General features: G+C 72.7%; 21 protein-coding genes. 11 read left to right on the top strand and 10 right to left on the bottom strand.

What is annotated here, in order from left to right:
• Positions 1 to 44 precede the first annotated feature (44 nt).
• Together H1W00_RS13750 and H1W00_RS13745 are read left to right on the top strand one after the other, a co-directional pair.
• A complete protein-coding gene (locus tag H1W00_RS13750; RefSeq protein WP_181756405.1) occupies positions 45 to 1,349 on the top strand; it encodes a zinc-dependent metalloprotease in 1,305 nt (434 codons plus the stop codon).
• Positions 1,346 to 1,918 (top strand): NUDIX domain-containing protein, encoded by a 573-nt coding sequence (locus H1W00_RS13745; RefSeq protein ID WP_181756404.1) that lies wholly within the window; start codon positions 1,346 to 1,348, stop codon positions 1,916 to 1,918. Before H1W00_RS13750 ends, H1W00_RS13745 begins: the two co-directional genes overlap by 4 nt.
• On the opposite strand, the gene H1W00_RS13740 is transcribed toward H1W00_RS13745, so the two are convergent.
• Positions 1,842 to 2,348 (bottom strand): M48 metallopeptidase family protein, encoded by a 507-nt coding sequence (locus H1W00_RS13740; protein ID WP_181756403.1) that lies wholly within the window; start codon positions 2,346 to 2,348, stop codon positions 1,842 to 1,844. The two genes, H1W00_RS13745 and H1W00_RS13740, sit on opposite strands and share 77 nt — an antisense overlap.
• A gap of 410 nt (positions 2,349 to 2,758) precedes the next feature.
• On the opposite strand from H1W00_RS13740, the gene H1W00_RS13735 reads away from it, so the two are divergent.
• The 3 genes from H1W00_RS13735 (at position 2,759) to H1W00_RS13725 (ending at position 5,214) form a co-directional block, all read left to right on the top strand.
• The gene (locus tag H1W00_RS13735) at positions 2,759 to 2,917 is read left to right on the top strand and encodes a DUF5679 domain-containing protein (protein ID WP_172806346.1); all 159 of its coding nucleotides are present in this window, start codon (positions 2,759 to 2,761) and stop codon (positions 2,915 to 2,917) included.
• A gap of 104 nt (positions 2,918 to 3,021) precedes the next feature.
• On the top strand, positions 3,022 to 3,816 hold the full coding sequence (locus H1W00_RS13730) for a hypothetical protein (RefSeq protein WP_181756402.1): 795 nt from the start codon (positions 3,022 to 3,024) through the stop codon (positions 3,814 to 3,816).
• Between the two features lie 36 nt (positions 3,817 to 3,852).
• Positions 3,853 to 5,214: an ABC1 kinase family protein gene (locus H1W00_RS13725; protein WP_338072913.1), complete on the top strand. Its 1,362-nt coding sequence runs from the start codon at positions 3,853 to 3,855 to the stop codon at positions 5,212 to 5,214.
• Positions 5,215 to 5,226: 12 nt separating this feature from the next.
• Here H1W00_RS13725 and H1W00_RS13720 read toward each other — a convergent pair whose 3' ends face one another.
• A complete protein-coding gene (locus H1W00_RS13720; RefSeq protein WP_181756401.1) occupies positions 5,227 to 7,218 on the bottom strand; it encodes an ATP-dependent helicase in 1,992 nt (663 codons plus the stop codon).
• 151 nt (positions 7,219 to 7,369) lie between these two features.
• Between H1W00_RS13720 and H1W00_RS13715 the strand changes: the two genes are divergently transcribed.
• From H1W00_RS13715 to H1W00_RS13705, 3 genes are read left to right on the top strand one after another with little or no spacing between them, the layout of a single operon-like run.
• On the top strand, positions 7,370 to 7,615 hold the full coding sequence (locus H1W00_RS13715) for a mycoredoxin (protein ID WP_181756400.1): 246 nt from the start codon (positions 7,370 to 7,372) through the stop codon (positions 7,613 to 7,615).
• 46 nt (positions 7,616 to 7,661) lie between these two features.
• Positions 7,662 to 7,898 (top strand): type II toxin-antitoxin system VapB family antitoxin, encoded by a 237-nt coding sequence (locus tag H1W00_RS13710; protein WP_181756399.1) that lies wholly within the window; start codon positions 7,662 to 7,664, stop codon positions 7,896 to 7,898.
• On the top strand, positions 7,895 to 8,296 hold the full coding sequence (locus H1W00_RS13705) for a PIN domain-containing protein (RefSeq protein WP_181756398.1): 402 nt from the start codon (positions 7,895 to 7,897) through the stop codon (positions 8,294 to 8,296). The genes H1W00_RS13710 and H1W00_RS13705 overlap by 4 nt, the downstream gene beginning before the upstream one ends.
• An 11-nt stretch (positions 8,297 to 8,307) precedes the next feature.
• Here the strand turns inward: H1W00_RS13705 and nudC are convergent, their stop codons facing one another.
• The 5 genes from nudC to moeZ are packed head-to-tail and all read right to left on the bottom strand — an operon-like array spanning position 8,308 to position 17,034.
• Positions 8,308 to 9,174, bottom strand: coding sequence for an NAD(+) diphosphatase (gene nudC / locus H1W00_RS13700; protein WP_181756397.1), 867 nt, complete (start codon positions 9,172 to 9,174; stop codon positions 8,308 to 8,310).
• Between the two features lie 3 nt (positions 9,175 to 9,177).
• The gene (locus tag H1W00_RS13695; protein WP_181756396.1) at positions 9,178 to 12,306 is read right to left on the bottom strand and encodes a UvrD-helicase domain-containing protein; all 3,129 of its coding nucleotides are present in this window, start codon (positions 12,304 to 12,306) and stop codon (positions 9,178 to 9,180) included.
• Between the two features lie 13 nt (positions 12,307 to 12,319).
• Positions 12,320 to 15,499: a UvrD-helicase domain-containing protein gene (locus H1W00_RS13690; protein WP_181756395.1), complete on the bottom strand. Its 3,180-nt coding sequence runs from the start codon at positions 15,497 to 15,499 to the stop codon at positions 12,320 to 12,322.
• A gap of 32 nt (positions 15,500 to 15,531) precedes the next feature.
• Positions 15,532 to 15,822 (bottom strand): MGMT family protein, encoded by a 291-nt coding sequence (locus H1W00_RS13685; protein ID WP_181756394.1) that lies wholly within the window; start codon positions 15,820 to 15,822, stop codon positions 15,532 to 15,534.
• Between the two features lie 39 nt (positions 15,823 to 15,861).
• Complete coding sequence (moeZ, locus tag H1W00_RS13680; protein ID WP_181756393.1) at positions 15,862 to 17,034, bottom strand: adenylyltransferase/sulfurtransferase MoeZ; 1,173 nt, start codon at positions 17,032 to 17,034, stop codon at positions 15,862 to 15,864.
• A 150-nt stretch (positions 17,035 to 17,184) separates the two neighbouring features.
• Here moeZ and H1W00_RS13675 point away from each other — a divergent pair, with 150 nt between their 5' ends.
• Both H1W00_RS13675 and H1W00_RS13670 read left to right on the top strand, forming a co-directional pair.
• Entirely contained in the window at positions 17,185 to 17,820 is a 636-nt protein-coding gene (locus H1W00_RS13675; protein ID WP_181756392.1) for a TetR/AcrR family transcriptional regulator, read from the top strand.
• Positions 17,817 to 18,053, top strand: coding sequence for a DUF3107 domain-containing protein (locus tag H1W00_RS13670; RefSeq protein WP_286929875.1), 237 nt, complete (start codon positions 17,817 to 17,819; stop codon positions 18,051 to 18,053). Before H1W00_RS13675 ends, H1W00_RS13670 begins: the two co-directional genes overlap by 4 nt.
• A 15-nt stretch (positions 18,054 to 18,068) precedes the next feature.
• On the opposite strand, the gene H1W00_RS13665 is transcribed toward H1W00_RS13670, so the two are convergent.
• Positions 18,069 to 18,767 (bottom strand): ferritin-like fold-containing protein, encoded by a 699-nt coding sequence (locus H1W00_RS13665; RefSeq protein ID WP_181756391.1) that lies wholly within the window; start codon positions 18,765 to 18,767, stop codon positions 18,069 to 18,071.
• Positions 18,768 to 18,937: 170 nt separating this feature from the next.
• Between H1W00_RS13665 and H1W00_RS13660 the strand changes: the two genes are divergently transcribed.
• Positions 18,938 to 20,410, top strand: a complete 1,473-nt coding sequence (locus H1W00_RS13660) for a DEAD/DEAH box helicase (protein ID WP_181756390.1) — start codon at positions 18,938 to 18,940, stop codon at positions 20,408 to 20,410.
• A 66-nt stretch (positions 20,411 to 20,476) separates the two neighbouring features.
• Here H1W00_RS13660 and H1W00_RS13655 read toward each other — a convergent pair whose 3' ends face one another.
• Entirely contained in the window at positions 20,477 to 21,208 is a 732-nt protein-coding gene (locus H1W00_RS13655; RefSeq protein WP_181756389.1) for a L,D-transpeptidase, read from the bottom strand.
• 89 nt (positions 21,209 to 21,297) lie between these two features.
• Positions 21,298 to 22,056: a ParA family protein gene (locus H1W00_RS13650; protein ID WP_338072912.1), complete on the bottom strand. Its 759-nt coding sequence runs from the start codon at positions 22,054 to 22,056 to the stop codon at positions 21,298 to 21,300.
• Positions 22,057 to 22,103: the final 47 nt, after the last annotated feature.

Raw genomic sequence — 22,103 nt, 5'->3', positions numbered from 1 at the left:
ACGGCGGAAATCCCGCGTTGGGCCGGAGCGCCTAGGCTGGCCTCATGGCCGAGGAACCCCGCGAGGACCCGCAGAATCCCTTCAAGGGCACGCCCCTGGAGGGGCTGTTCGGACAGATGGGCGCAGGTCAGTTCGACCTCGGCCAGATGATGTCCCAGATGCAGCGGATGTTCGAGCCGCACGAGGGCACCGTCAACTACACCCTCGCCGCCGACGTCGCCCGTCACGCCGTGGCCGCCGCGGGTGAGGATCCGAGTCCCCACAGCGGTCAGGCCGGAGCCGTCGCCGACGCCGCGCGACTGGCCGAGATGTGGCTGGACAAGGCCACCGACGTGCCCGCGACGGCCACCTCCGCGCTGGCCTGGAGCCGCGCCGACTGGGTCGAGCAGACGATGCCCAGCTGGCAGGTCATGGTCGAGCCGGTGGCCGAGCACGTCGTGGCCTCGATGGGTGACGCCATGCCGCCGGAGGCCAAGGCCATGGCCGGCCCTCTCCTCGGCATGCTCAACCAGGCCGGCGGCGCCATGTTCGGCCAGCAGATCGGCGCGGCCATCGGCGCGCTGGCCACCGAGGTCCTCTCCTCCACCGAGGTGGGCCTGCCGATGGGGCCCGAGCACGTGGCCGCCGTGCTGCCGCACAACGTCAGCGCCTTCGCCACCGACCTCGAGGCCAGCCAGGCCGACGTGCTGCTCTACGTGATGCTGCGCGAGGCCGCCCACCACCGTCTCTACGCGCACGCCACGTGGCTGCGCGGCGCCGTCCTGGGCGCGATCGAGGACTTCGCCCGCGGCATCCGCATCGACACCGGCGCCATCGAGGAGCAGATGCGCTCGATCGACCCGTCGAACCCCGAGGCCATGCAGGAGGCCCTCTCGGGCGGACTGTTCGATCCCGCTCCGACGCCCGAGCAGGAGCGCGCCAAGGAGCGCCTCGAGCTGCTCCTCGCGCTGATCGAGGGCTGGGTCGACGAGGTCGTCGCCCGCGCCACCGCCGGCGTGATGCCGGCCGCCCCCGCGCTGGCCGAGGCGATGCGTCGCCGCCGGGCCACCGGCGGCCCGGCCGAGGACACGTTCGCCTCGCTGGTGGGCCTCGAGCTGCGCCCGCGCCGCCTTCGCGACGCCGCCAACCTCTGGTCGGCGCTGCGCGACCGCCGCGGCCCCGAGGCGCGCGACGCCGTGTGGAGCCACCCCGACCTGCTGCCGACGTCGGCCGACCTCGACGACCCGCTGGGCTTCTGCGAGAACCAGACCGCGGAGCTGAGCGACGCCGACTTCGACGCCGCCCTGCAGGAGCTGCTGTCCTCTGACGAGCCGGGCGAGACCGGCGACTCCCCCGACGACCGCGCGTGAGCCAGACCGCCGACATCCGCGCCGTGCTGGCGCGGTGGTCGCCGCCGGACGACGAGCAGGAGCGCCTGCGCGCGCTCTTCGCCGACCATGCCGGGGCTCACGACGAGCCAGGGGCCCGCGCCTGCTCGCCCGACCACGTCACGGCCAGCGCCCTCGTCGTCTCGGCCGACCACGACCAGGTGGCGCTCGTGCTGCACCCGAAGTTCGGTCGCTGGCTGCAGACGGGAGGCCACTGCGAGGCCGCCGACCCGTCGCTTGCCGAGGCGGCCGCGCGCGAGGCGCAGGAGGAGACGGGCATCGCCGGACTGGCGATCGATCCCGAGCCCGTGCTGCTGTCGCGCCACCCGGTGTACTGCCACGAGGACGGCCATCACCTCGACGTGCAGTTCGTGGCGGTGGCCCCGCCGGGCGCCGAGCCGCAGTGCTCGGACGAGTCCGACGACGTGCGCTGGTTCCCGCTGGACGACCTGCCCCGGCCCACCGACGAGTCGGTCAGGGCTCTCGTCGCTGCTGCCAGGTCACGCCTTCGAGGAACCCCATCGCCTCGTCCGTCCGTGGGTAGCGCCTGACGATCGCGTCGAACCGCGGCCCGTGCCCCGAGACGACCAGGTGGGTCAGCTCGTGCACCAGCACCGCGTCGACGACGTGGTCGGGCATCGCCTGCAATCGGTGCGAGAGCCGGATCGTCCGGTCGATCGGCGTGCACGAGCCCCAGCGCGAGTTCTGGTTGGTGACCCAGCGGACCGAGGCGGGCTCGGGAGCCTCCGGAACGTAGAGCCGAGCGAGCTCGGAAGCACGGCGTGCGAGGCCGGCGTCGGAGCGCGGCGCGGCGCGCTTCTTCTCCCGGGCGTCGAGCTTGGCGACCATGTCGGCCACGGCGCGGCGCTCCTCCCGCAGCGACATCGACGCCGGGATCATCACGATCGTGCGGTCGCCCTCGCGGCGCGCACTCACGGTGCGGGTGCGGCGCGCGCTGCGGCGCACCTCGATCTCGGCCATGCCTCAACGGTAGAGCGCGGCCTCGACCGAGCGGAGGAGGCAGCGCGCGGCGCAGGAATCGAGACCCGTGTTCGTCCACAGGCCGACGGGACGTCTGCGCAGGTCAGAGGCTGCTCGGAGCCTCCCGCTGGGACGCGAGCACCACCCTGTCCACACCGATTCCCACACCGGTCCCCGGCGATCCCCACACGATGTGCACAACATTGTCCACAGGCGGTGGACAGAGCCTCGGACGACCCATTGACCGTGCACGGCGGGAGGGCCTACCTTGAGCGCAGTCGAAGCCCCGCTCCGACGCGCAAGGGGAAGGCGCGCCGGTCGGGGCTTCGGCCTTGCCTGCCACGTTTTTGCGCTTAGGCTGAGCGTGACCTGTGCCACATTCGGCGGCACACATCGGCAAGGAGGCCGCTATGGCGGAGACATGGACCGGCGAGTTCTACTGCGTGAAGTGCAAGGACAAGCGCGAGACCAGCGGTGAAGTCCAGGTCAGCGAGAAGGGCACCCGCATGGCCAAGGGCATCTGCCCCGAGTGCGGCACCAAGCTCAACCGCATCCTCGGCAAGGCCTGAGCGGCGCGGCGGGGGCGACTCGGTCGTCCCCGCCGCCTCCACGCCGGCGCGGCGCCTGTGGACCGACGCCCCGTCCGGCAGCTCGACTCGGCCACGATGGCCCGATGGCGCACCCCTCTCCTGCCCGCGGACCGCGACTCCTGCCCGGTGCGCTGCTGCTGCGCCGCGACGCCCGGACCCTCCAGCTGGGCACCAGCCCCGGCATCGTTCTGCGTGACCGGCCCGGCCTCGCCCGCGTCCTGCGCCTCCTCGACGGCTCCCTGCCGCTCCCCCTGCTGACCGAGCTCGTGGCGCGCGACGTCCCCGAATTCACCGACGATCTCGCCGGCACCCTGCACCGACTGGTGGCGGCCGGTGCCGTGCTGCGTGCCGAGCCCCACTCCGAGGGTCTTCGCGTGGCCGTGCGGCACGACCGCTCCACCTCCTCCTTCGCCGCCCTGCTCACCGACTCGGTGGGTCCGCCGGCGATCGAGCCCGAGATCGAGGTCCTGGTCAGCGCCGGCGAGCCCGCACGGTCGACCTTCGAGCACCTTGTCAGCGGGGGCGTGGTCCATCTGCCGGTCGTGCTCGACGAGCGACGAGTGCGGATCGGCCCGCTCGTCGCGCCCGGGATCTCGCCGTGCCTGGGCTGTCTCGACGCCCACGTGGCCGCGGCGGATCCCACCTGGTCCGCGCTGGTGCCGCAGTTCGAGCAGGCGCGCCTCCTCGACCCGGCACTGCCGGCCGGCGTGCTCCACCGCGCGGCCGCCGAGGTGCTGCACCACCTCGACTACCTCGGCGCGGGACGACGTCCGCCGAGCCTCGGTCGCGTCGTGTCGGTGGGCCCGGCACACGGACTGAACGACGTCGACGACGTGCCCTTCGCGCCCGGCTGCCCGTGCCGGCTGCTCGCCGCATGACCGGTCCGATGCGGCCCACGCCACTATCCTGACCACGTGGCCGACACCGACCCGGACGACACGACCGACACTCCGCTGACGGGGAGCGCCCTGCGCCGCGGCGCGCGCCTGGCGAGCCTGCCGGCCGGATTCGCCGCCCGCACCACGTGGGGCATCGGCCGGCGCCTCGTCGGCGCTCCCGCCGCGGCCGTGATGACGGACGTGCAGCGCCGCACCGCCGACCAGGTCTTCAGCGTGCTCGGCCAGCTCAAGGGCGGTGCCATGAAGTTCGGCCAGGCGCTGAGCATCTTCGAGGCGGCCCTGCCCGAGGAGGTCATCGCGCCCTACCGCGAGGCCCTGACGAAGCTCCAGGACGCCGCGCCGCCGATGGGCACGCCTACCGTCCGGCGGGTGATGGTCCGCGAGTTCGGCGAGGACTGGCCCGAGCGGTTCCCCGACTTCGAGATGACCCCAGCCGCTGCCGCCTCGATCGGTCAGGTCCACCACAGCTGGTTCATCGCCGAGCCCGGTGACGAGCCCGTCGAGGTCGCGGTGAAGCTGCAGTACCCCGGCGCCGCGGAGGCGCTCAACTCCGACCTGCGCCAGATCGGCCGGCTCGCCCGCATGCTGGGCACGATGATGCCGGGCGTCGACGTCAAGGCCCTCGTCCGCGAGCTGCAGGAGCGCGTGGCCGAGGAGCTCGACTACTCGCTCGAGGCCGACGCCCAGGCGCGCTTCGCCGAGGCCTTCGCCGGCGACCCCGACGTCCTGGTCCCCGCGCCGCTGGCGCACACCGAGCGCGCCCTGGTCACGACGTGGCTCCCGGGCGACCGCTCCCTCGCCGACGTGATCGCCGACGGCACGCAGGAGGAGCGGGACCGCCTCGGCGAGACCTACGTGCGGTTCCTGTTCCAGGGCCCGGCCCGGGCCGGCCTGCTGCACGCCGATCCCCACCCCGGCAACTTCCGCGTGCTGCCGGACGGGCGGCTCGGAGTCGTGGACTACGGAGCCGTGGCGCGACTGCCCGACGGCCTGCCCGCACCCATGGGCCCGCTGCTGCGCGCGGCGGCCGACGGCGACTACGAGACCGTGGCCGAGGGCCTGCGCCAGGAGGGATTCGTCCGCCAGGGCAGCCGGGTCGACCCCGCCGTCCTGGAGCGGTACCTGGCCCCGATCGTCGAGCCCGTCGCCGTGGAGGCCTTCGCCTTCGACCGCGACTGGCTGCGCCGCCAGGGCCAGCGGCTCGCCTCCCCCGGCGCCGAGGGCATGGGGACGGCCCTGAAGCTCACCGTGCCGCCGAGCTACCTGCTGATCCACCGGGTGTGGGCCGGCGGCGTGGGCGTGCTGTGCCAGCTGGGCGCGACCGCCCGCTTCCGCGCCATCGTGGCCGAGTCGCTGCCCGGCTTCGAGCCCGCCTGATCCCGAGGGCGGTCAGGAGTCGGCGACGATCGCCAGGACTCCGTCGCCGTACTTCTCCAGCTTGGACTGGCCCACGCCCGAGACCTGGAGCAGTTGGTCACCGCTGCTGGGACGGATCGCGGCGATGGCCTTGAGGGTGGCGTCGTTGAACACCGTGAACGCCGGCTTGCTCTCCTCCTGCGAGACCTCCTTGCGCCACGCACGCAGGCGCTCGAACAGCGCCTCGTCGTAGTCGAGGTCGGGCTGGGGCAGCCGCACCTTGCGCTTCGGCGCCCGCGAGACCTGCACGTCCTCGGGCAGCAGGCGGTCGAGGAAGCGGCTGGGCTTGCGGCGGGCCTGGCCGCCGGCCTTGCGCGCCGCCGACCACGACACCATCAGGTGGCGCCGGGCGCGGGTGATGCCGACGTAGAAGAGCCGGCGCTCCTCCTCGATCGCGGCGGGCTCGTCCATCGTGGCGACGTAGGGCAGCGTGCCCTCCTGCGCGCCGGCGACGAAGACCGCGTCCCACTCCAGGCCCTTGGCCGCGTGGAACGTGGACAGCGTGACGCCGTCGGTGGAGGGCGCGTGCGCCTGGTCGGCGCGGCGGTCGAGGTCGGCCACGAGGGCGGCGAGGTCGGCCTGCGGCTGCTCCTGAGCGAGGTCGACGGCCATCGTGTGGATCGCCTGGAGGGACTCCCAGCGGTCGCGGACGGCGCCTCGGCCCTCGGGCGGGGTCTCGGAGTAGTCCATCGCCGCGAGCACGGCACGGACGTCGTCGGCCAGCGAGCCGGAGCCCTCGCCCGCGTGGGCCGAGCCGCGCAGCAGGGTGACGGCCTGACGCACCTCGGGCCGCTGGAAGAAGCCGGTGCCGCCGCGCATGGAGTACGGGATCTGGAGACGGCCCAGGGCCTCCTCGTAGACCTCGGACTGCGCGTTGATCCGGTAGAGCACTGCCATCTCGCGGTAGGGCACACCCTGGCGGTGCAGCGCGACGATCCGGTCGGCGATCGCGTCGGCCTCGGCGGGCTCGTCGGGGAACGGGCGGTAGTCCACGGCCGGGCCCGGCGAGTTCTGCGACTGCAGCCGCACGCCCAGGGTGACCGAGGGGCCGCGACCGGCGAAGACCTCGTTTGCCGCGGCGACGATCTGAGGCGTGGAGCGGTAGTTGCGCACGAGCTCGATGCGCGGCGCGTCGGGGAACCGGCGCGTGGTGAAGTCGCCCAGGATCGTGGCCGAGGCGCCGGCGAACGTGTAGATCGTCTGGCGGGGGTCGCCGACGACGCAGACCTCGTCGCGGCCGCCCAGCCACAGGTCGAGCAGCGTGGACTGCAGCGGGTTGACGTCCTGGAACTCGTCGACGACGAACCACCGGTACTGGCGGCGCACCTCGGCCGCGATCGCCGGCTCGTCGGCCAGGATCGCGGCGGTGATCAGCAGGATGTCCTCCATGTCGATGCGCCCGCGATCGCGCTTGACCTGCTCGTAGGCGCGGAGCACGGCGCCCACCTCGCCCGGGTCGATGTCGCCGACGGTGCGCTGGCGGCGCACGGCCTCGGCGCCGTAGTCGTCGGGCCGGACGTTGGAGACCTTGGCCCACTCGACCTCGGCCGACAGGTCGCGCAGCAGGGCCTGGTCGGCCCGCACGCCCACCTGCCGCGCGGCCTCGGCGACGAAGGCGAACTTCGACTCGAGGATCTGGGGGAACTCCGTGCCGTACACCCGGGGCCAGAAGTAGCGGGCCTGCCGCAGCGCCGCCGAGTGGAACGTGCGGGCCTGGACGCCGCCCGCGCCGAGCGTGCGCAGGCGCTCGCGCATCTCGCCCGCCGCCTTGACCGTGAACGTGACCGCCAGCACCTCGGTGGGCTTGTAGACGCCCGTCGCGGTGCCGTAGGCGATGCGGTGCGTGATCGCGCGGGTCTTGCCGGTTCCGGCGCCGGCGATGACGCACACCGGACCCCGCAGGGTGGTGGCGACCTCGCGCTGCTCGGGGTCGAGTCCGTTCAGCAGGTCGTCGGCGTCAGACATGGTCTCCAGATCGCGTCGGGGGTGGGCAGCGACCAGCGTAGCCCCGCCCGGCGACACGATCCGGCGCCGCACACAGGGTCCCCGGGAATGGGCGTGGTCCGCGGCACGTTGACCCTTGAAGAGGCTTCTGTTCCGAACCGAGAGGGTCCCGATGTCCGACGCATCCTTCGTCCTGTACTCCACGCCGTGGTGTGGCTACTGCCACCGACTCAAGTCGCAGCTGCAGCGCGAGGGCATCGAGTTCACCGAGGTCGACATCGAGCAGGATCCCGCGTCCGCCGACATCGTCGAGCAGGCCAACGGCGGCAACCAGACCGTCCCGACGCTCGTGTTCTCCGACGGCACCGCGCTGACCAACCCGTCCGTCGCGCAGGTCAAGGCCCAGCTCGGGCTCTGACCCACGCCCATGGTGTAATGACACCCACGTGAGGTAGAATTCCACCATGGCCCTCAACATCAAGAACGAGCACGTCCACGAGCTGGCGCGCGAGGTCGCGCTCCGCACGGGACGCACTCAGACGAGTGCCATCGAGCTCGCGCTCGAGAGGCTGCTGGCCGAGCTCGAGCGAGAGTCCTCCGACGCCGCCCGACTCGACCGCATCCACGTGATGCAGCAACTCGCCGCCGACAAGCCGCTGGACTCCGGCGACCTGTACGACGAGGCCGGCTTGCCCCGGTGATCGTCGACACCTCGGCCGTCGTCGCCGTCATCAAGCGTGAGCCCGGCTGGGAGGCGATCGACCGGTCCCTCGCCTCGGCGTCGGGTCCGCGCATGTCCGCCGGCACCTATCTCGAGCTCGGCATCGTCGTCGACCAGGCTGGCGACCCGGCGCTCTCGCGCCAGCTCGACGCCCTGTTGCGCGACTGGGGTGTCGCCATCGAGCCCGTCACGGCAGGGCACGCCAAGACCGCGCGCGAGGCCTACCGCGACTTCGGCCGCGGGTCGGGCCATCGAGCCCGCCTCAACTTCGGTGACTGCTTCGCCTACGCCCTGGCTACCGAAACCGGCGAGCCGCTCCTGTTCGTCGGAGACGACTTCGCCGCGACGGACCTCCCTCCGGCTCTGAACCGGGGCTGACCCGACCCCTGTCAGGACCAGGTGCCGGGCAGGTCGCCGCCGTACCACTGCTCCACGAGCCACCGCGAGATCGAGACCTTCGCTGGCGGCAGGGCGACGGTCTCGTCCTCGATCGCCTGCACGAGCTCCTCGCGGGTGAACCAGCGCGCCTCGGCGATCTCCTTGTCGTCGAGCGTGAAGTCCGTGGACTCGGCCACCGCGCGGAAGCCGAGCATGAGGCTCTGCGGGAACGGCCACGGCTGGCTGCCCAGGTAGGTGGCATCGCCGACGGTGATCCCGACCTCCTCGGCCACCTCGCGGCGCACCGCGTCCTCGAGGGTCTCCCCCGGCTCGACGAATCCGGCCAGCGTGGAGAAGCGGCCCTCGGGCCAGTTCGGGTTGCGCGCCAGGAGGCAGCGGTCGTCCTCGTCGGTGACGAGCATGATCACGGCCGGGTCGGTGCGGGGGTAGTGCTCGGTGCCGCACGACGGGCAGACCCGCAGGTGACCCGCTTGGGCGCTGTAGAGGTACTCGCCGCAGCGGGAGCAGTAGGTGTGCGACTGCAGCCACCGCGCCAGGCCCACCGCGTGGATCGCCAGCGACAGCTCGTCGGGGTCGAGCAGGGGGGCCAGCACCCGGATGCTGACGGGACTCAGCTCGCGCGGGACCCGCTGCAGCGCCACGGCCGCGTGACGCCTGCCGTTCTGGTCGCCGAGCAGGATCCACTCGCCGTCGGGCGCCTCGTCGACCGTCGTCCACCGCAGAGCAGGGCCGTCGATCGTCGCGACGTGCTCGCCGCCGAGGACGAGCACCCGGGTGTCGGGCGTCTTCCACAGGTCATCGCGCGGCCTCAGGTTCCCCGCTCGGTCGTGCCTGGCCCGTTCGAACGCGAAATCCACGCCTCACCGTAACCCGAGCCGGGCCTCGAGTGCCGCCCGGTCGGGCAGGTCGTCGAACGTGCGCGACGAGCCGAGCCGCACGTAGTGGAAGGTGCCCACCACTCGCTCGGGCTCGATGCCCTGCATCTCGGCCCAGGCGATCCGGTAGAGCGCGAGCTGCAGCGGATCGGCGTCGGGCGTGCGGTTGGTCTTCCAGTCGACGACCTCGAACCCCGCCTGACCGTCGGCCAGCTCGGTGGCGAACACGGCGTCGATGCGGCCGATCACCTGCTGGCCGCCGAGCCGCAGGGAGAACGGCGCCTCGACGACCAGGGGCTCGCGACCCGCGAACGGCCCGGACTCGAAGGCCTCCTTGAGCGCCTCGAGATCGGACTCGTCGGCGACCTCGGCATCGCCGCGCCCGGGCAGCTCGTCGGGGTCCAGCAGCGTCTGCTGGCCGTACCGGGACTCGATCCAGGCGTGGAACTTCGTGCCGAACCGCGCGGCCGCCGACGGGCGGCGGGGCATCGGGCGCGCCAGCGACCGGACGAAGGCCTCCTCGTCGGCGTCGAGCGCGAGCACGTCGGTGGCCGACAGGGACGCGGGCAGGGTGACCTCGATGCGCCGCTCGGCACGCGCCCGCGCCTCCTCCAGGAGCAGGTCGAGGTCGGTGCGCAGCTCGGCGAGGCGCTCGTCGCCCTCCACGGGAGGAGCCTGCGGCTCGTGCAGGTGCCCACGGACGGCGTCGGCGAGCTCGCGGCGGCGGTCGAACGAGGTGAGCGCGACCGGCCAGGGCACGGTCTGATCGACGAGATGGGGGTTCTGGTCGTCGTCGGCGGGCGGCTCGGCCCACACGACCGGCTCGATGCCACGCTGGGCCAGCCAGTCGCGCACGTCGACCAGGAACGCCGACTCGGCGCGCGGACGCAGCTGGGTGCGACCCCACCGGTGGCCACTGACGTGCAGGCGTCGCTTGGCTCGCGTGAACGCCACGTAGGCGAGCCGGATCTCCTCCATCAGCGCGTCGCGACGGGTGTCCTCCTCGAACGCCTTCTTCGCCGGGCCGGTGAACTCGGCGACCTGCGGCACGAAGTCGACGTCGCCGCGCAGCGGCGCTGGGAGGGCCTTGGCGACCGTGGGCCAGCGCGAACGGCCGCGCCCGGAAGGGAAGACCGTGCCGGACACGAACGGCACGAAGACCTCCTCGAACTCCAGCCCCTTGGCCCGGTGGATCGTCAGCAGCTTGATCGAGTCGGCGTCGGACGGAGCGCTCAGCTCCATGCCCTCGTTGTACTCGCGCTCGGCGTCGAGGTGCGCCAGCAGACCCGGCAGCGAGGCGTAGCGGTCGTGCTGGGCGTAGTCGCCGATCGCGTCGATCAGCAGCGCGAGGTTGTCGGTGGGGACGCCGGCGACCGGAAGCTCCACGTCGAGGTCGAGCTCGGTGACGACGCGGCGGGCCAGGTCGAGCAGCGGCTCGTGGGCGTGGCGTCGCAGCCGCCGCAACATCGCGGCCAGGTCGGCAAAGCGGGTGCGCGCGGCCTCGGAGTACTGCCCCGGGCCCGGATCCTCCACGGCCTCGGCGAGCGAGACGATCTCGGTGGGATCGACGCCGGCCGTGGCCTCGTCGAGGGCCGCCTGCAGGACCGCGTCGGGATCGGAGCCGTCCGGCTCTCCCCCACTGCGCCACTGGCGCCCGAGCTCGGCCGCTCGCTGGCCGAGCAGCGCGAGGTCGCGCTCGCCGATCCGCCAGCGCACCCCGGTGAGCAGGCGGAGCATCGCCGGGTTGGCGGTGACGTCGTCCAGCACGGCCAGCACGGAGAGGACGTCGACGACCTCGGGCTGCTGGAGCAGGCCGGTGAGGCCGACGATCTCGACGGGGAGCCCCCGCGAGCGCAGGGCACGGACGATCTCCGGGTTCTCGTTGGTGGTGCGCACCAGGATCGCGATGTCGCGTCGCGACACGCCGCTCTCGACCGACTGCACGACGAGGTCGACCAGCGCCTCGATCTCCTGGGCCACCCCCTCGTGCAGGGCGACCGAGACCTCGCCCGACGGGTTCTCGGGGGCCGCCCGCAGCGGCGTCACGATCTCGGCGATCCCGGGCGAGCCGTAGTAGTCGCGGGCGACGTAGCCGGCGAGGTCGATGATCTCCGGCGCGCACCGACGCGTGACGTCGAGGCTGAACAGCCGTCCCTTCTCGCCGCCCGCGCCCGGGAAGTCGTCGAGGAACGCGGTGAGGTTGCCCGAGGCGGCGCCGCGCCAGCCGTAGATGCCCTGGGCCGGGTCGCCGACCGCACTGATCGGACGGCCGGCGAACAGGGCCTGCAACAGGTCGCGCTGGGCCACCGACGTGTCCTGGTACTCGTCGAGCAGCACCACGTCGTAGCGCTCCCGCAGCACCTGCTGGACCTCGGGCACGGTGGCGAGCTGGGCACCCCAGGCCATCTGGTCGGAGAAGTCCATGACGCCGGCGTCGGCCTTGGCCGCGCGGTACTCGTCGACGAGGTCGGCCAGCTCGTCGCGCTTGAGGCACGCGGCGACGATCTCCTCGTGCCACTTGAGCGGCTTCTCGGCCCGCTCGGCCGCCTCGATCGTGGTTCGGTCGAACGCGCGGAGCTCGTCGGTGGTGACGAGGTGCTCGGACAGCTGGCCGTCGAGCTCGAGCACGTCGCCGATCACGGTGGGCAGCCAGGCCGAGACGTGCCGCAGCGGACCGTCGTGGCCTCGGGCGGTGCGCGCCGCGATCTGGAACCGGGTCGCGTCGGCCAGCACGCGCAGGTCGGGCTCGATCCCCATCCGCAGCCCGTGCTCCGCGATCAGCGTGCCGGCGAAGGCGTGGTAGGTCGAGACCGTGGGCTCGCCGAACTCGGAGAAGTCGCCGACGAGGTCGAGCGACTCGCGCACCCGGCCGGCCAGCTCGGCGGCGGCCTTCGACGTGAACGTGAGCCCGAGCAGGCGGTCGGGTGCGTAGCCGAGGTGGCCCACGAGCCACACGACGCGCGCCGCCATGACCGCGGTCTTGCCCGCACCGGCGCCGGCGATGATCGCCTGGGGCTGCGCCGGGTCGGCGGTGATCGCGGCCAGCTGCGGATCGCTGAAGGGGATGCCCAGCACCTCGCGCAGGTGGTCGGTGTCGCGGACGAGGGGGGTCACTGCGGTGCTCCGATCATTCGAGACCCCCGACCGTGGGGCCGGTGATCACGGGGCACAGGGTCTGGAAGTCGCAGAAGCCGCAGTGCTCGTTGGGGCGCGCCACGAGGCTCTCGTCGCGCACGACGCGGGCCGACTCGGCCAGCAGCTCGAGGGCGAAGAACGCCTCCTCGGGCGCGGGTGCGGCCTGCGGCTGGACCTTCGGGGAGTCCGGGTCCTTGGCGCCGGCGGGCGTGCGGAGCTGGACGAGCTCGGCACCACCGGAGCGGGCCTGGTCGACCCCGAGCGACGCGACGGCCCCGTGCTCGACGGCGACCTGGTAGATGCCGAGCTGGGCGTGCTCGGCGATCTTGCGCGGGCCGGGCGCGTTGCGGCTGGTCTTGAAGGCGACGACGTGGACCCGCCCCTCGGCGTCGATCTCGACGCGGTCCATGGAGCCGCGAAGCAGGACCTCCTCACCGCCGACCACGAGCGTGGTGGTGAATGCGTGCTCGGCCGCCAGCGGCGTGCGCGGGTTGGCCCGGTGCCACCGCGCGAACCGGACGAGCGTCTCGTGGGCGGCCTGCCGCTCGCGCTCACCCAGCCAGGCCGCCTGGTGGTCGAGCCGGTGCCAGACCTCGTCGAGCCGGGCGGCCATGGCCACCTCGTCGGGCTCGACCCCGCGCTGGACCACGTCGGCTGCGAGGGCGTGCACGATCGAGCCGAAGCCCTGCGCCGACGTGGAGGCGGACTCGCCGTGCGCCTCGCGGCCGAGGAACCAGCGCAGCGAGCACGCGGTGATCCCCTCGACCGCCGACCCGGACAGGGCCAGCGGGTGGTCCTGTGGTCGCCACGGAGCGTCGGACAGGGTGGGACCGGACAGCCCCCACCAGCGGTCGGGGTCGGCCGCCCGGGTGGGCGGCAGGTCGGCACGGACGATCTCGGCCAGCATCGCGGCGGCCTCGTCGCGCACCGCCGGGTCCTCGGCCTGCTCGCCGACGCGTCGCAGCTCGGCGACCACGCCACGCAGCGACACGGGACGCGCCGGCCGGCCCAGCGGGAGGTCGGCGTCGGTGCCGAACCCGGCGCCGAGCAGCTCGGCGACGAAGCGCGACGGCTGATCCCCGTCGTCGGTGGGCGTCTGGACCGCGGTGACCACCAGGCGGCTGGTGGCACGGGTGCAGGCGACGTAGAACAATCGGCGCTCCTCGCGCAGCTGCTCGCCGCGCGCACCGGGCTCGGCCGGGCCGTCGAGGTGCTCCGAGCGCAGCAGGCTGCCGCGCGTGCGCAGGTCGGGCCACCGTTGGGCCTGCACGCCGGCGACCACCACGAGCGGCCACTCCAGCCCCTTCGACCGGTGGGCCGTCATCAGCCGGACGGCATCGGGGCGCGTGGCGCTGGTCTCGAGCTGGTCGGCGGGGATCTGCTGGGCGCGCAGCTCGGCCACGAAGTTCACGGCGTCGCGGCGGCGGCCGCCCTCCTCCGCCCTGGCCGCGTGGCGGAAGAGCGCGCACACCGCGTCGAGGTCGCGGTCGGCGTGCACGCGGCCCTCGACGCCGGCCCACTGCTCGCGCAGACGGGCCGGCCAGCCGGTGCCGTCCCACAGCAGCCAGAGCGCCTGCTCGGGCGGCTCGCCGCGTCGCAGCACGGTCGCCGCCCGACCGAGGAGTGCGGCGAGGTCGCGGGCCGCGCCGACGGCGTCGGCGGTGGAGCGATCGGTGGTGGTGAGGCCCAGCGCCGCGGGATCCAGGAGCGCCGCGGCCACGAGGTCGCCCGACGGGGTCTCCGGATCGCGCTGACGGAGGGCACGGCCGAGCCGGCGCATCGCCGGCCCGTCGAGCCCGGCGAGCGGACCGGTGAGCAGGGCCTCGGCCGTCTCGGTGTCGAGCGCCTCCTCGCGCGCGATCCGGTCGGCGGCCTCGAGGGCCAGCAGCAGCGTCCGGACCGCGGGCTGGGCCACGGGCGGCACCTCGTCGCCCGCCACCTCCACCGGCACACCGGCGGGGCCGAGCACGCGCTGGAGCCGGGTGAGGTCGGCGCCGGTGCGCACCAGGACCGCCATGTCGGACCAGGAGAGGCCGTCGTCGAGATGGGCCCGGCGCAGGAGGCCGGCGATGTGCTCGGCCTCGGCGGTGGCGGACGCGTACGTGGCGACCTCCACCCGTCCCTCCTCAGAGGCGGCCGACTTCAGATTGCGGTGCTGGTCGGCGGCGCGGGCGTCGAGTCCCGGCGGAACCGGCGGGTTCCCCAGCGCCACGCGCGCGGCGGTCAGGATCCGCGGCCCGAAGCGACGGGTGGTGGTGAGGGCAACGGTGGGCGCCGGCCGGCCGGCCGACGCGAACTGCTGGGGGAAGCGCGTGATCGCCGCCGGATCGGCGCCGCGGAAGCCGTAGATCGCCTGGTCGTGGTCGCCCACCACGACGAGGTCGCGACCGTCGCCGGCCAGGTCGTGCAGCAGCCGGACCTGCAGCGGGTCGGTGTCCTGGTACTCGTCGACCACGACGAGTCGGTAGCGGTCGCGCAGCGCCCGGCGGTGGTCGCGGTCGCCGGCGATCGCCGCGGCGCGCGTGACGAGGTCGGTGTAGTCCGTGCGGTTCTGGAAGTCGATGACCTGGTGGTACTCCTCGATCGCGTCGGCGACGCGGGCCCACTCGGGCCGCTCGCGGGTGATCGCCAGCGCGCGCAGGTCGTCGGGGCCGAGGCCGCGCGTGACCGCCGCGGCCATGAACGACTGGAGCTCGGCCGCCAGGCCGCGGGTGCCGAGCGCCTCGCGCAGGGACTCGGGCCAGGTGGCGGGGTCGTGCCCGCCGAGCAGGTCGGCGACCACGGCGTCGCGGGCCGGGGCGGTCATCAGCTCGGGCGGGGCGGCGAACGCCTCGGGATCGCTGAACTCGCGCACGAGGGCGTAGCAGAACGCGTGGAAGGTCATCGCCGGCACGGTGGCGGCGGTGCCCGACAGGCGCCGCCCGATCCGGTCGCGCAGCTCGCCCGCGGCCTTGCGGCTGAAGGTCAGGACGAGGATCTGGTCGGGGGTGAGCTCGCCGGACTCGATGCGGTCGACGACGACCTCGACGAGCGTGGTGGTCTTGCCCGTTCCGGGTCCGGCCAGGACGAGCAGCGGCCCGCCACGGTGGTCCACGACCGAGCGCTGGGCCTCGTCGAGCGAGGGCGCTGCGGCACGCACGGCATCGGGCCGCCGGAGGACGAGTTCGGGCACAGGACCATGCAACCAGACGGCCCCGACAGTCCTCAGAAGTCGGGAGCCAGCGCGTCCTTCACGACCACGCGGCCGCTGCGGACCGGGGTGCCTTCGTCGCGCCAGTGCTGCTGGGCGTCGACGACCAGGTGCGCCGGCAGGGAGCCGTCGGCGCGGACGACGCGCCACCACGGCACGCCGTGACCCTCGAGCGACATGACCCGCCCGACCTGGCGCGCGCCGCCGCGGCCCAGCCGCTCCGCGATGAGGCCGTACGTCGCGACGCATCCCGGCGGGATCTGCTCGACGACCTCGAGCACGGCCTCGGTGAAGTCCTCGTCCATGGCCCCGATCCTGTCAGCAGGACCGGGGCTGGACGAGCCTCAGTAGTTGGGCTGGCTCGGGTCGATCTGGTTGACCCACGCCACGACGCCGCCGCCGACGTGCACGGCGTCGGAGTAGCCGGCGCCCTTGAGCACCGCGAGCGCCTCGGCCGAGCGGACGCCCGACTTGCAGTGCAGGACGACCTGCTTGTCCTGCGGCAGCCGGTCGAACGCCTTGCCGGCGAGGATCTCGCCCTTGGGGATCAGCACCGACCCGGGGATCTGGTTGATCTCGTACTCGTTGGGCTCGCGCACGTCGACCAGGACGAAGTCGCGGCCCCCGTCATTGCGCTCCTTGAGCCAGCCGTCGAGCGTCGCGACCGAGATCGTGGAGTCGGCGGCCGCGTCGGCGGCCTCGTCGCTGATCGCACCGCAGAACGCCTCGTAGTCGCCCATCAGCTCGGTGGGCAGCACGCCATTGGGGTCACGGCGGACCTTCAGCGTCGTGTACCGCATCTCGAGCGCGTCGTAGACCATGAGGCGGCCGATGAGCGGGTCACCGATGCCGGTGAGCAGCTTGATCGCCTCGGTGACCATGATCGACCCGATCGAGGCGCACAGGACGCCCAGCACGCCGCCCTCGGCGCACGACGGGACCATGCCCGGCGGCGGCGGCTCGGGGTAGAGGTCGCGGTACTGCGGTCCCTCCTGCGCCCAGAAGACCGAGACCTGGCCCTCGAAGCGGTAGATCGAGCCCCACACGTACGGCTTGTTCAGGATGACGGCCGCGTCGTTCACCAGGTAGCGCGTGGCGAAGTTGTCGGTGCCGTCGAGGATCAGGTCGTACTGGCTGAAGATGTCCAGCACGTTGTCGTTGTCCAGGCGCACGTTGTGCGTGATGACGTTGACGTACGGGTTCGTCTCGGCCACCGACTCCGCGGCGCTCTGCACCTTGGGCTTGTCGATGTCGGACTGGCCGTGGATCACCTGGCGCTGCAGGTTCGACTCGTCGACGACGTCGTCGTCGATGATGCCGAGGGTGCCGACGCCGGCCGCCGCGAGGTAGAGCAGGGCGGGGCTGCCGAGTCCACCGGCGCCGATGACCAGCACCTTCGCGTTCTTCAGCCGCTTCTGTCCCGTCATGCCCACGTCGGGGATGATCAGGTGGCGGCTGTACCGACGCACTTCGTCGATGGTCAGTTCGTCGGCGGGTTCGACCAGGGGCGCGACCACGGGCTTCTCCTTCGGTTGCTGGGCTCACCGGGCTCAACCCGGCGCCGACGTCCATTGTTCCTCGCCCGTCCCAGCATGTGGCGCGAGGTCCGGTCCGTGGACACCGCGTCGGAAACGACCGGCGGGTAACCGACCGCTAGGGTTGGGGACGTGACCCAGACCCCAGAGGCTCGCCCCCGCGCAGGGCGGCTGCCCCGCACCGCACGGCGTGCCCAGCTGCTGGACGTCGCCCTCGACGTCTTCGTGGAGCAGGGCTACCACTCGGCCTCGATGGACGAGATCGCCGAGCGCGCGGGCGTGTCCAAGCCGGTGCTCTACCAGCACTTCCCCGGCAAGCTCGACCTCTACACCGCTCTGGTCTCCACGGCGGTCGACACCGTGATCGAGGGCGTGCGCGAGTCGCTCGCGTCCACGCAGGACAACCGCGAGCGCGTCCAGGCCAGCATGCAGCTCTGGTACGACAGCGTCGCCGACCGCGAGAAGGCCTTCCGCCTCGTCTTCGAGTCCGACCTGACCAGCGACCCCGAGGTGCGCGAGCTGGTCGACCGGGTCACGTCCGAGTCCGCCGCCGCGATCGCCGAGGTGATCGTCGAGGACACCGGCCTGTCGCGCGGAGCCGCCGAGCTGCTCGCGGCCGGCCTCGTCGGGATGGGTCACGTCGGCGCTCGCGCCTGGCTCTCCGGCGCGTCGGGCCTCTCGCGCGACGACGCCGTCACGCTCGCCTCGACTCTCGCCTGGCGCGGGATCGGCGGGTTCCCCAAGCCCACCAATCAAGGAGATGAGTGACCGTGGAGGTCAAGATCGGCGTCCAGAACGCCGCCCGTGAACTGTCCGTCGACACCGATGTCGAGCCCGACACCGTGCTGGCCACGCTGAACGGCGCGCTCAAGGACGACTCGCTGTTCACGCTCACCGACAGCAAGGGTCACACCGTGGCGGTCCCGGCCGACAAGGTCGCCTACCTGTACTTCAACGCCGACACCGGTCGCAAGGTCGGCTTCGGTCTCACCAGCTCCTGACGGAGCGGGCCCCGCTCAGGCGTCGAGCCCCAGGCGGGCCATGCGCTGGGCGTGGGCCTCGGTGATCCGGGTGAACATGCGGCCGATCGAGGCCAGGTCGAAGCCTCCGGGCCGGTCGGCGGCGCCGACCACCACCGCGGTCAGCACGTCGCGCTCGGCCACCACCATCTGCGCCTGGCTCAGCGCCTCGCCCATCAGACGACGTCCCCACAGGGCGAGCCGGCCCGCCACCCGCGGGTCGGCGGCGATCGCCTCGCGCACCTGATCGACCACGAACTCGCTGTTGCCGGTCTGACTCATCGTCTCCAGCACCAGCTGGCGCGTGTCGGCGTCGAGGAACGCCGCGATCTCACGGTAGAAGTCGGCCGCGAGCCCGTCGCCGACGAACGCCTTCAGCAGCCCCTCGAGCCAGTCGGACGGCTCGGTCTTGCCGTGGAAGCGGGCGAACGTCGTCCGGAACGACTCCATCGCCGCGTACGGGTCCTCACCGAGCTCGACGAGCCGGTCGCGCAGCTGCACGAAGTGACTCCACTCCGAGGCGGCCATCGTCTGGATCGCGACCTTCGTGCGCAGGTCGGGCGCGTCCTGGGAGTCCTGGTTCAGCTGCTCCACCGCACTGAGCTCGCCATAGCTGAGCAGCGCCAGCAGCTCGACCACGCCGGCCCGGTAGTCGGGATCGTCGAAGGGTCCGCCGGGCACCTGATCGGAGGTCATGATCGGGACTGTAGCGCGGCGCCGGCCCGCATCGCGGCGCGGAACGTTAGACTGAAGGGGTATTCGCCGATCCTGTCCCCTCAGGATCCAAGCCATTCGAGATCCGCTGACAGTAGATCGCACACAGAAAACAGAGCAGACCCCTGACTACCTTCACCGAACTGGGCGTCATGCCCGAGATCGCCGACGCCCTCGCCGACAAGGGCATCATCGAGGCCTTCCCCATCCAGGAGATGACCCTCTCGGTCGCCCTCATGGGAACCGACCTCATCGGCCAGGCCCGCACGGGCACCGGCAAGACGCTGGCGTTCTCCATCCCCGTCATCCAGCGCACCGTGGCCCCGCACGACCCCGACTACGACCAGCTGGCCGCGCCCGGCAAGCCGCAGGCGCTCATCGTCGCTCCCACGCGTGAGCTGGCGATCCAGGTCGCGAACGACGTCAAGACGGCGTCGAAGAACCGCGGCACCCGCATGCTGACGATCTACGGCGGCGTGCCGTACGAGCCGCAGCTCGAGGCCCTCGAGACCGGCGTCGACATCGTCGTCGGCACCCCCGGCCGCATCCTGGACCTGGTGAACCGTCGGGCCCTGGACATCAGCCACGTGAAGTCGCTCGTCCTCGACGAGGCCGACGAGATGCTCGACCTGGGCTTCCTGCCCGACGTCGAGTCGATCCTGGCCCGCACCCCCGAGACGCGCCAGACGATGCTGTTCAGCGCGACGATGCCGTCGTCGATCGTCACGCTGGCGCGCAAGCACATGCACCACCCGATGAACATCCGTGCCGAGTCGGCCGAGTCCGGGCAGATGGTGCCCGCCACGAGCCAGTTCGTCTGGCAGGCCCACGACATGGACAAGCCCGAGGTCGTCGCCCGCATCCTGCAGGCCGACGACGTCGAGCGCGTCGTGGTGTTCACCCGCACGAAGCGACAGGCGCAGCGCGTCGCCGACGACCTGGCCGACCGCGGCTTCCCGGCCTCGCCGCTGCACGGCGACATGGCCCAGAAGGCACGTGAGAAGGCGCTCGACGGCTTCCGCGAGGGCAAGGTCAGCATCCTGGTGGCCACCGACGTCGCCGCCCGCGGCATCGACGTGGCCAACATCAGCCACGTCATCAACTACACGTGCCCGGAGGACGACAAGACCTACGTCCACCGCATCGGTCGCACGGGTCGCGCCGGCGCCTCGGGCATCGCGGTGACGTTCGTGGACTGGGCCGACCTGCAGCGCTGGAAGCTCATCAACAAGGCGCTCGACCTGCCCTACGACGAGCCGCTGGAGACGTACTCCACGTCGGACCACCTGTTCCAGGACCTCGGCATCGATCGCAACGTCAAGGGCCGGCTGAAGCCCCCGGCGCCCAAGGAGCCCCGCTCCGAGGGTGGCCGCGACGGCCGCCGTGACGGTCAGCGTCGCGATGGCCAGCGTCGCGACGGCCAGTCGCGCGACGGCGGCGACCGCAGCCGTCAGCGCACCCGTGGCGGCAAGCCCGTCGAGGGCGAGGCCCGTCCCGCCGAGACCGCCCCCGCGGCGTCCGGCGAGGAGCAGCCTGCGGGCGAGGGCCAGGCGCGTCGTCGCCGTCGTCGTCGCCGTCCCTCGGGTGGTCAGGCGTCGGGTCCGGCGCCCGCCTCCGCCTCCTGACGCACCACGTCCTGACGAGATCCCCCGCCGACCGGCTGCTTGCCGGTGGGCGGGGGATTCGTCGTCTCAGGCCGTGACGATGACCGGGGTGCCGTCGGGCGCCCAGTCCCAGAGGTACTTCGCGTCGGACTTCTTCTGGCGCACGCAGCCGGCGGACAGCGGCTCGCCCAACTGCTCCTCGGTCTGCTCGGGCTTGCCGTTGTTGTAGACCGGGATGGAGTGGAAGCCGATCGGCGCGCTCCAGCCCGTGGCGAAGCGCACGAAGTACTCCATCGAGCCGGTGTAGTCGAAGCTCGTGGCGTGGCGCTGCCGGGAGGTGACCGAGTACGAGCCCGGCTGGAGGTTGTCGAAGCGGCTGCCGGACACCAGGTAGGTGCGGTCGACCTTCTCGTCGGCCTCGATGAGCCACACGCGCTGGTCGGACTGGTCGAAGACGATGCGCCGGCCCTCCCCCGAGCCCTGGGGCGGCGGGGGTCCCGCGGCCGCCTGCTTCGCGACCGGCTGGTCCTTCGACGCCGGCTGCTCCTTCGCGGCGCTCTGGCCCTTCGCGGTGGCCGCTGCCCGGGGCGCGGCCTGCTTCGCGGTCGCCTGCTTCGCGGTGGCCGCGTCGGCACGCGCGGTGGCGGCCGTCACGACCGGTGTCACCGTCTCGGAGACGGCGGCGCCGGAGCGCGACGAGCCTGCGGACGCGGCTGGATCGGCCTGGACGAGGGAGACGGCCGACACCGTCGCGGTCAGCGCGACGGCGCCGACGAGCATCGCGATGCGACCGAGGTGGACACGGGGCGGGGAAGCCATGTCTCCCACGGTAGGCGCCACCTTGCGCCGATGGCCGACTTCGCGTGGGGTGCGCGTGGCGGAACCACCCTCGCCGGGCGTGGCTGGACTCATCGGCCCTTGACCAGCAGCCGCGCCACGGCCCGGTAGGCGTCGGCGCCCTTGTGGGTGCGCGCGGTGCTGAGGATCGAGCGGCCGATCGCGGGCGCCTCGGCGAAGCGGATGGTCTTGGGGATCGGCGGCTCGAGCACCTCGAGGTCGTACGTCTCGGTGATGGCCGCCAGCACGTTGCGCGCGTGCGCCGTGCGCCCGTCGTACATCGTCGCGAGCACGCCGCGGATGACGAGGTCGGGATTGATGAACTGGCGGACGTCGTGGATGGTGTCGAGCAGCTGGCCGACGCCGCGGTGCGAGAGCGTCTCGGCCTGGAGCGGGATCAGCACCTGGTCGGCGGCGGAGAGCGCGCCGATCGTCAGCACGCCCAGGGCCGGCGGGCAGTCGAGGATGATCCAGTCGTAGTCGTCGGCGATCTTCGCCAGCGCCACCCGCAGCCGCTGCTCGCGGCCGGTGCGCGTGACGAGGTTCTCCTCGGCCTCGGCGAGCGCGACGTTGGCCGGCAGCAGGTCGAGGCCCTCCTCGGTGGTGACGAGCGCGTCGCGGGCCGGGACCTTGCCGAGCAGGACCTCGGCGACGGTGACCTCGAGCTCCTCGGGATCGATGCCGAGGGAGAACGTCAGGCTGCCCTGCGGGTCGAGGTCGACCAGCAGCACGCGCTGACGCTCCTCCAGCAGGGCCGCGCCGAGCGACGCGACGCTGGTGGTCTTGGCGACGCCGCCCTTCTGGTTGGCGAGGGCCAAGGTGGTGGTCACGCCGACATTGTGCCATCGACGGGGGTGGGCCTCCCGCAGGCGGGACA

Source organism: Aeromicrobium phoceense, assembly GCF_013868155.1.
GTDB classification, from domain to species: domain Bacteria; phylum Actinomycetota; class Actinomycetes; order Propionibacteriales; family Nocardioidaceae; genus Aeromicrobium; species Aeromicrobium phoceense.
Note: the sequence above shows the minus strand (reverse complement) of the source record. Positions and strands in the feature narration are given on the sequence as shown.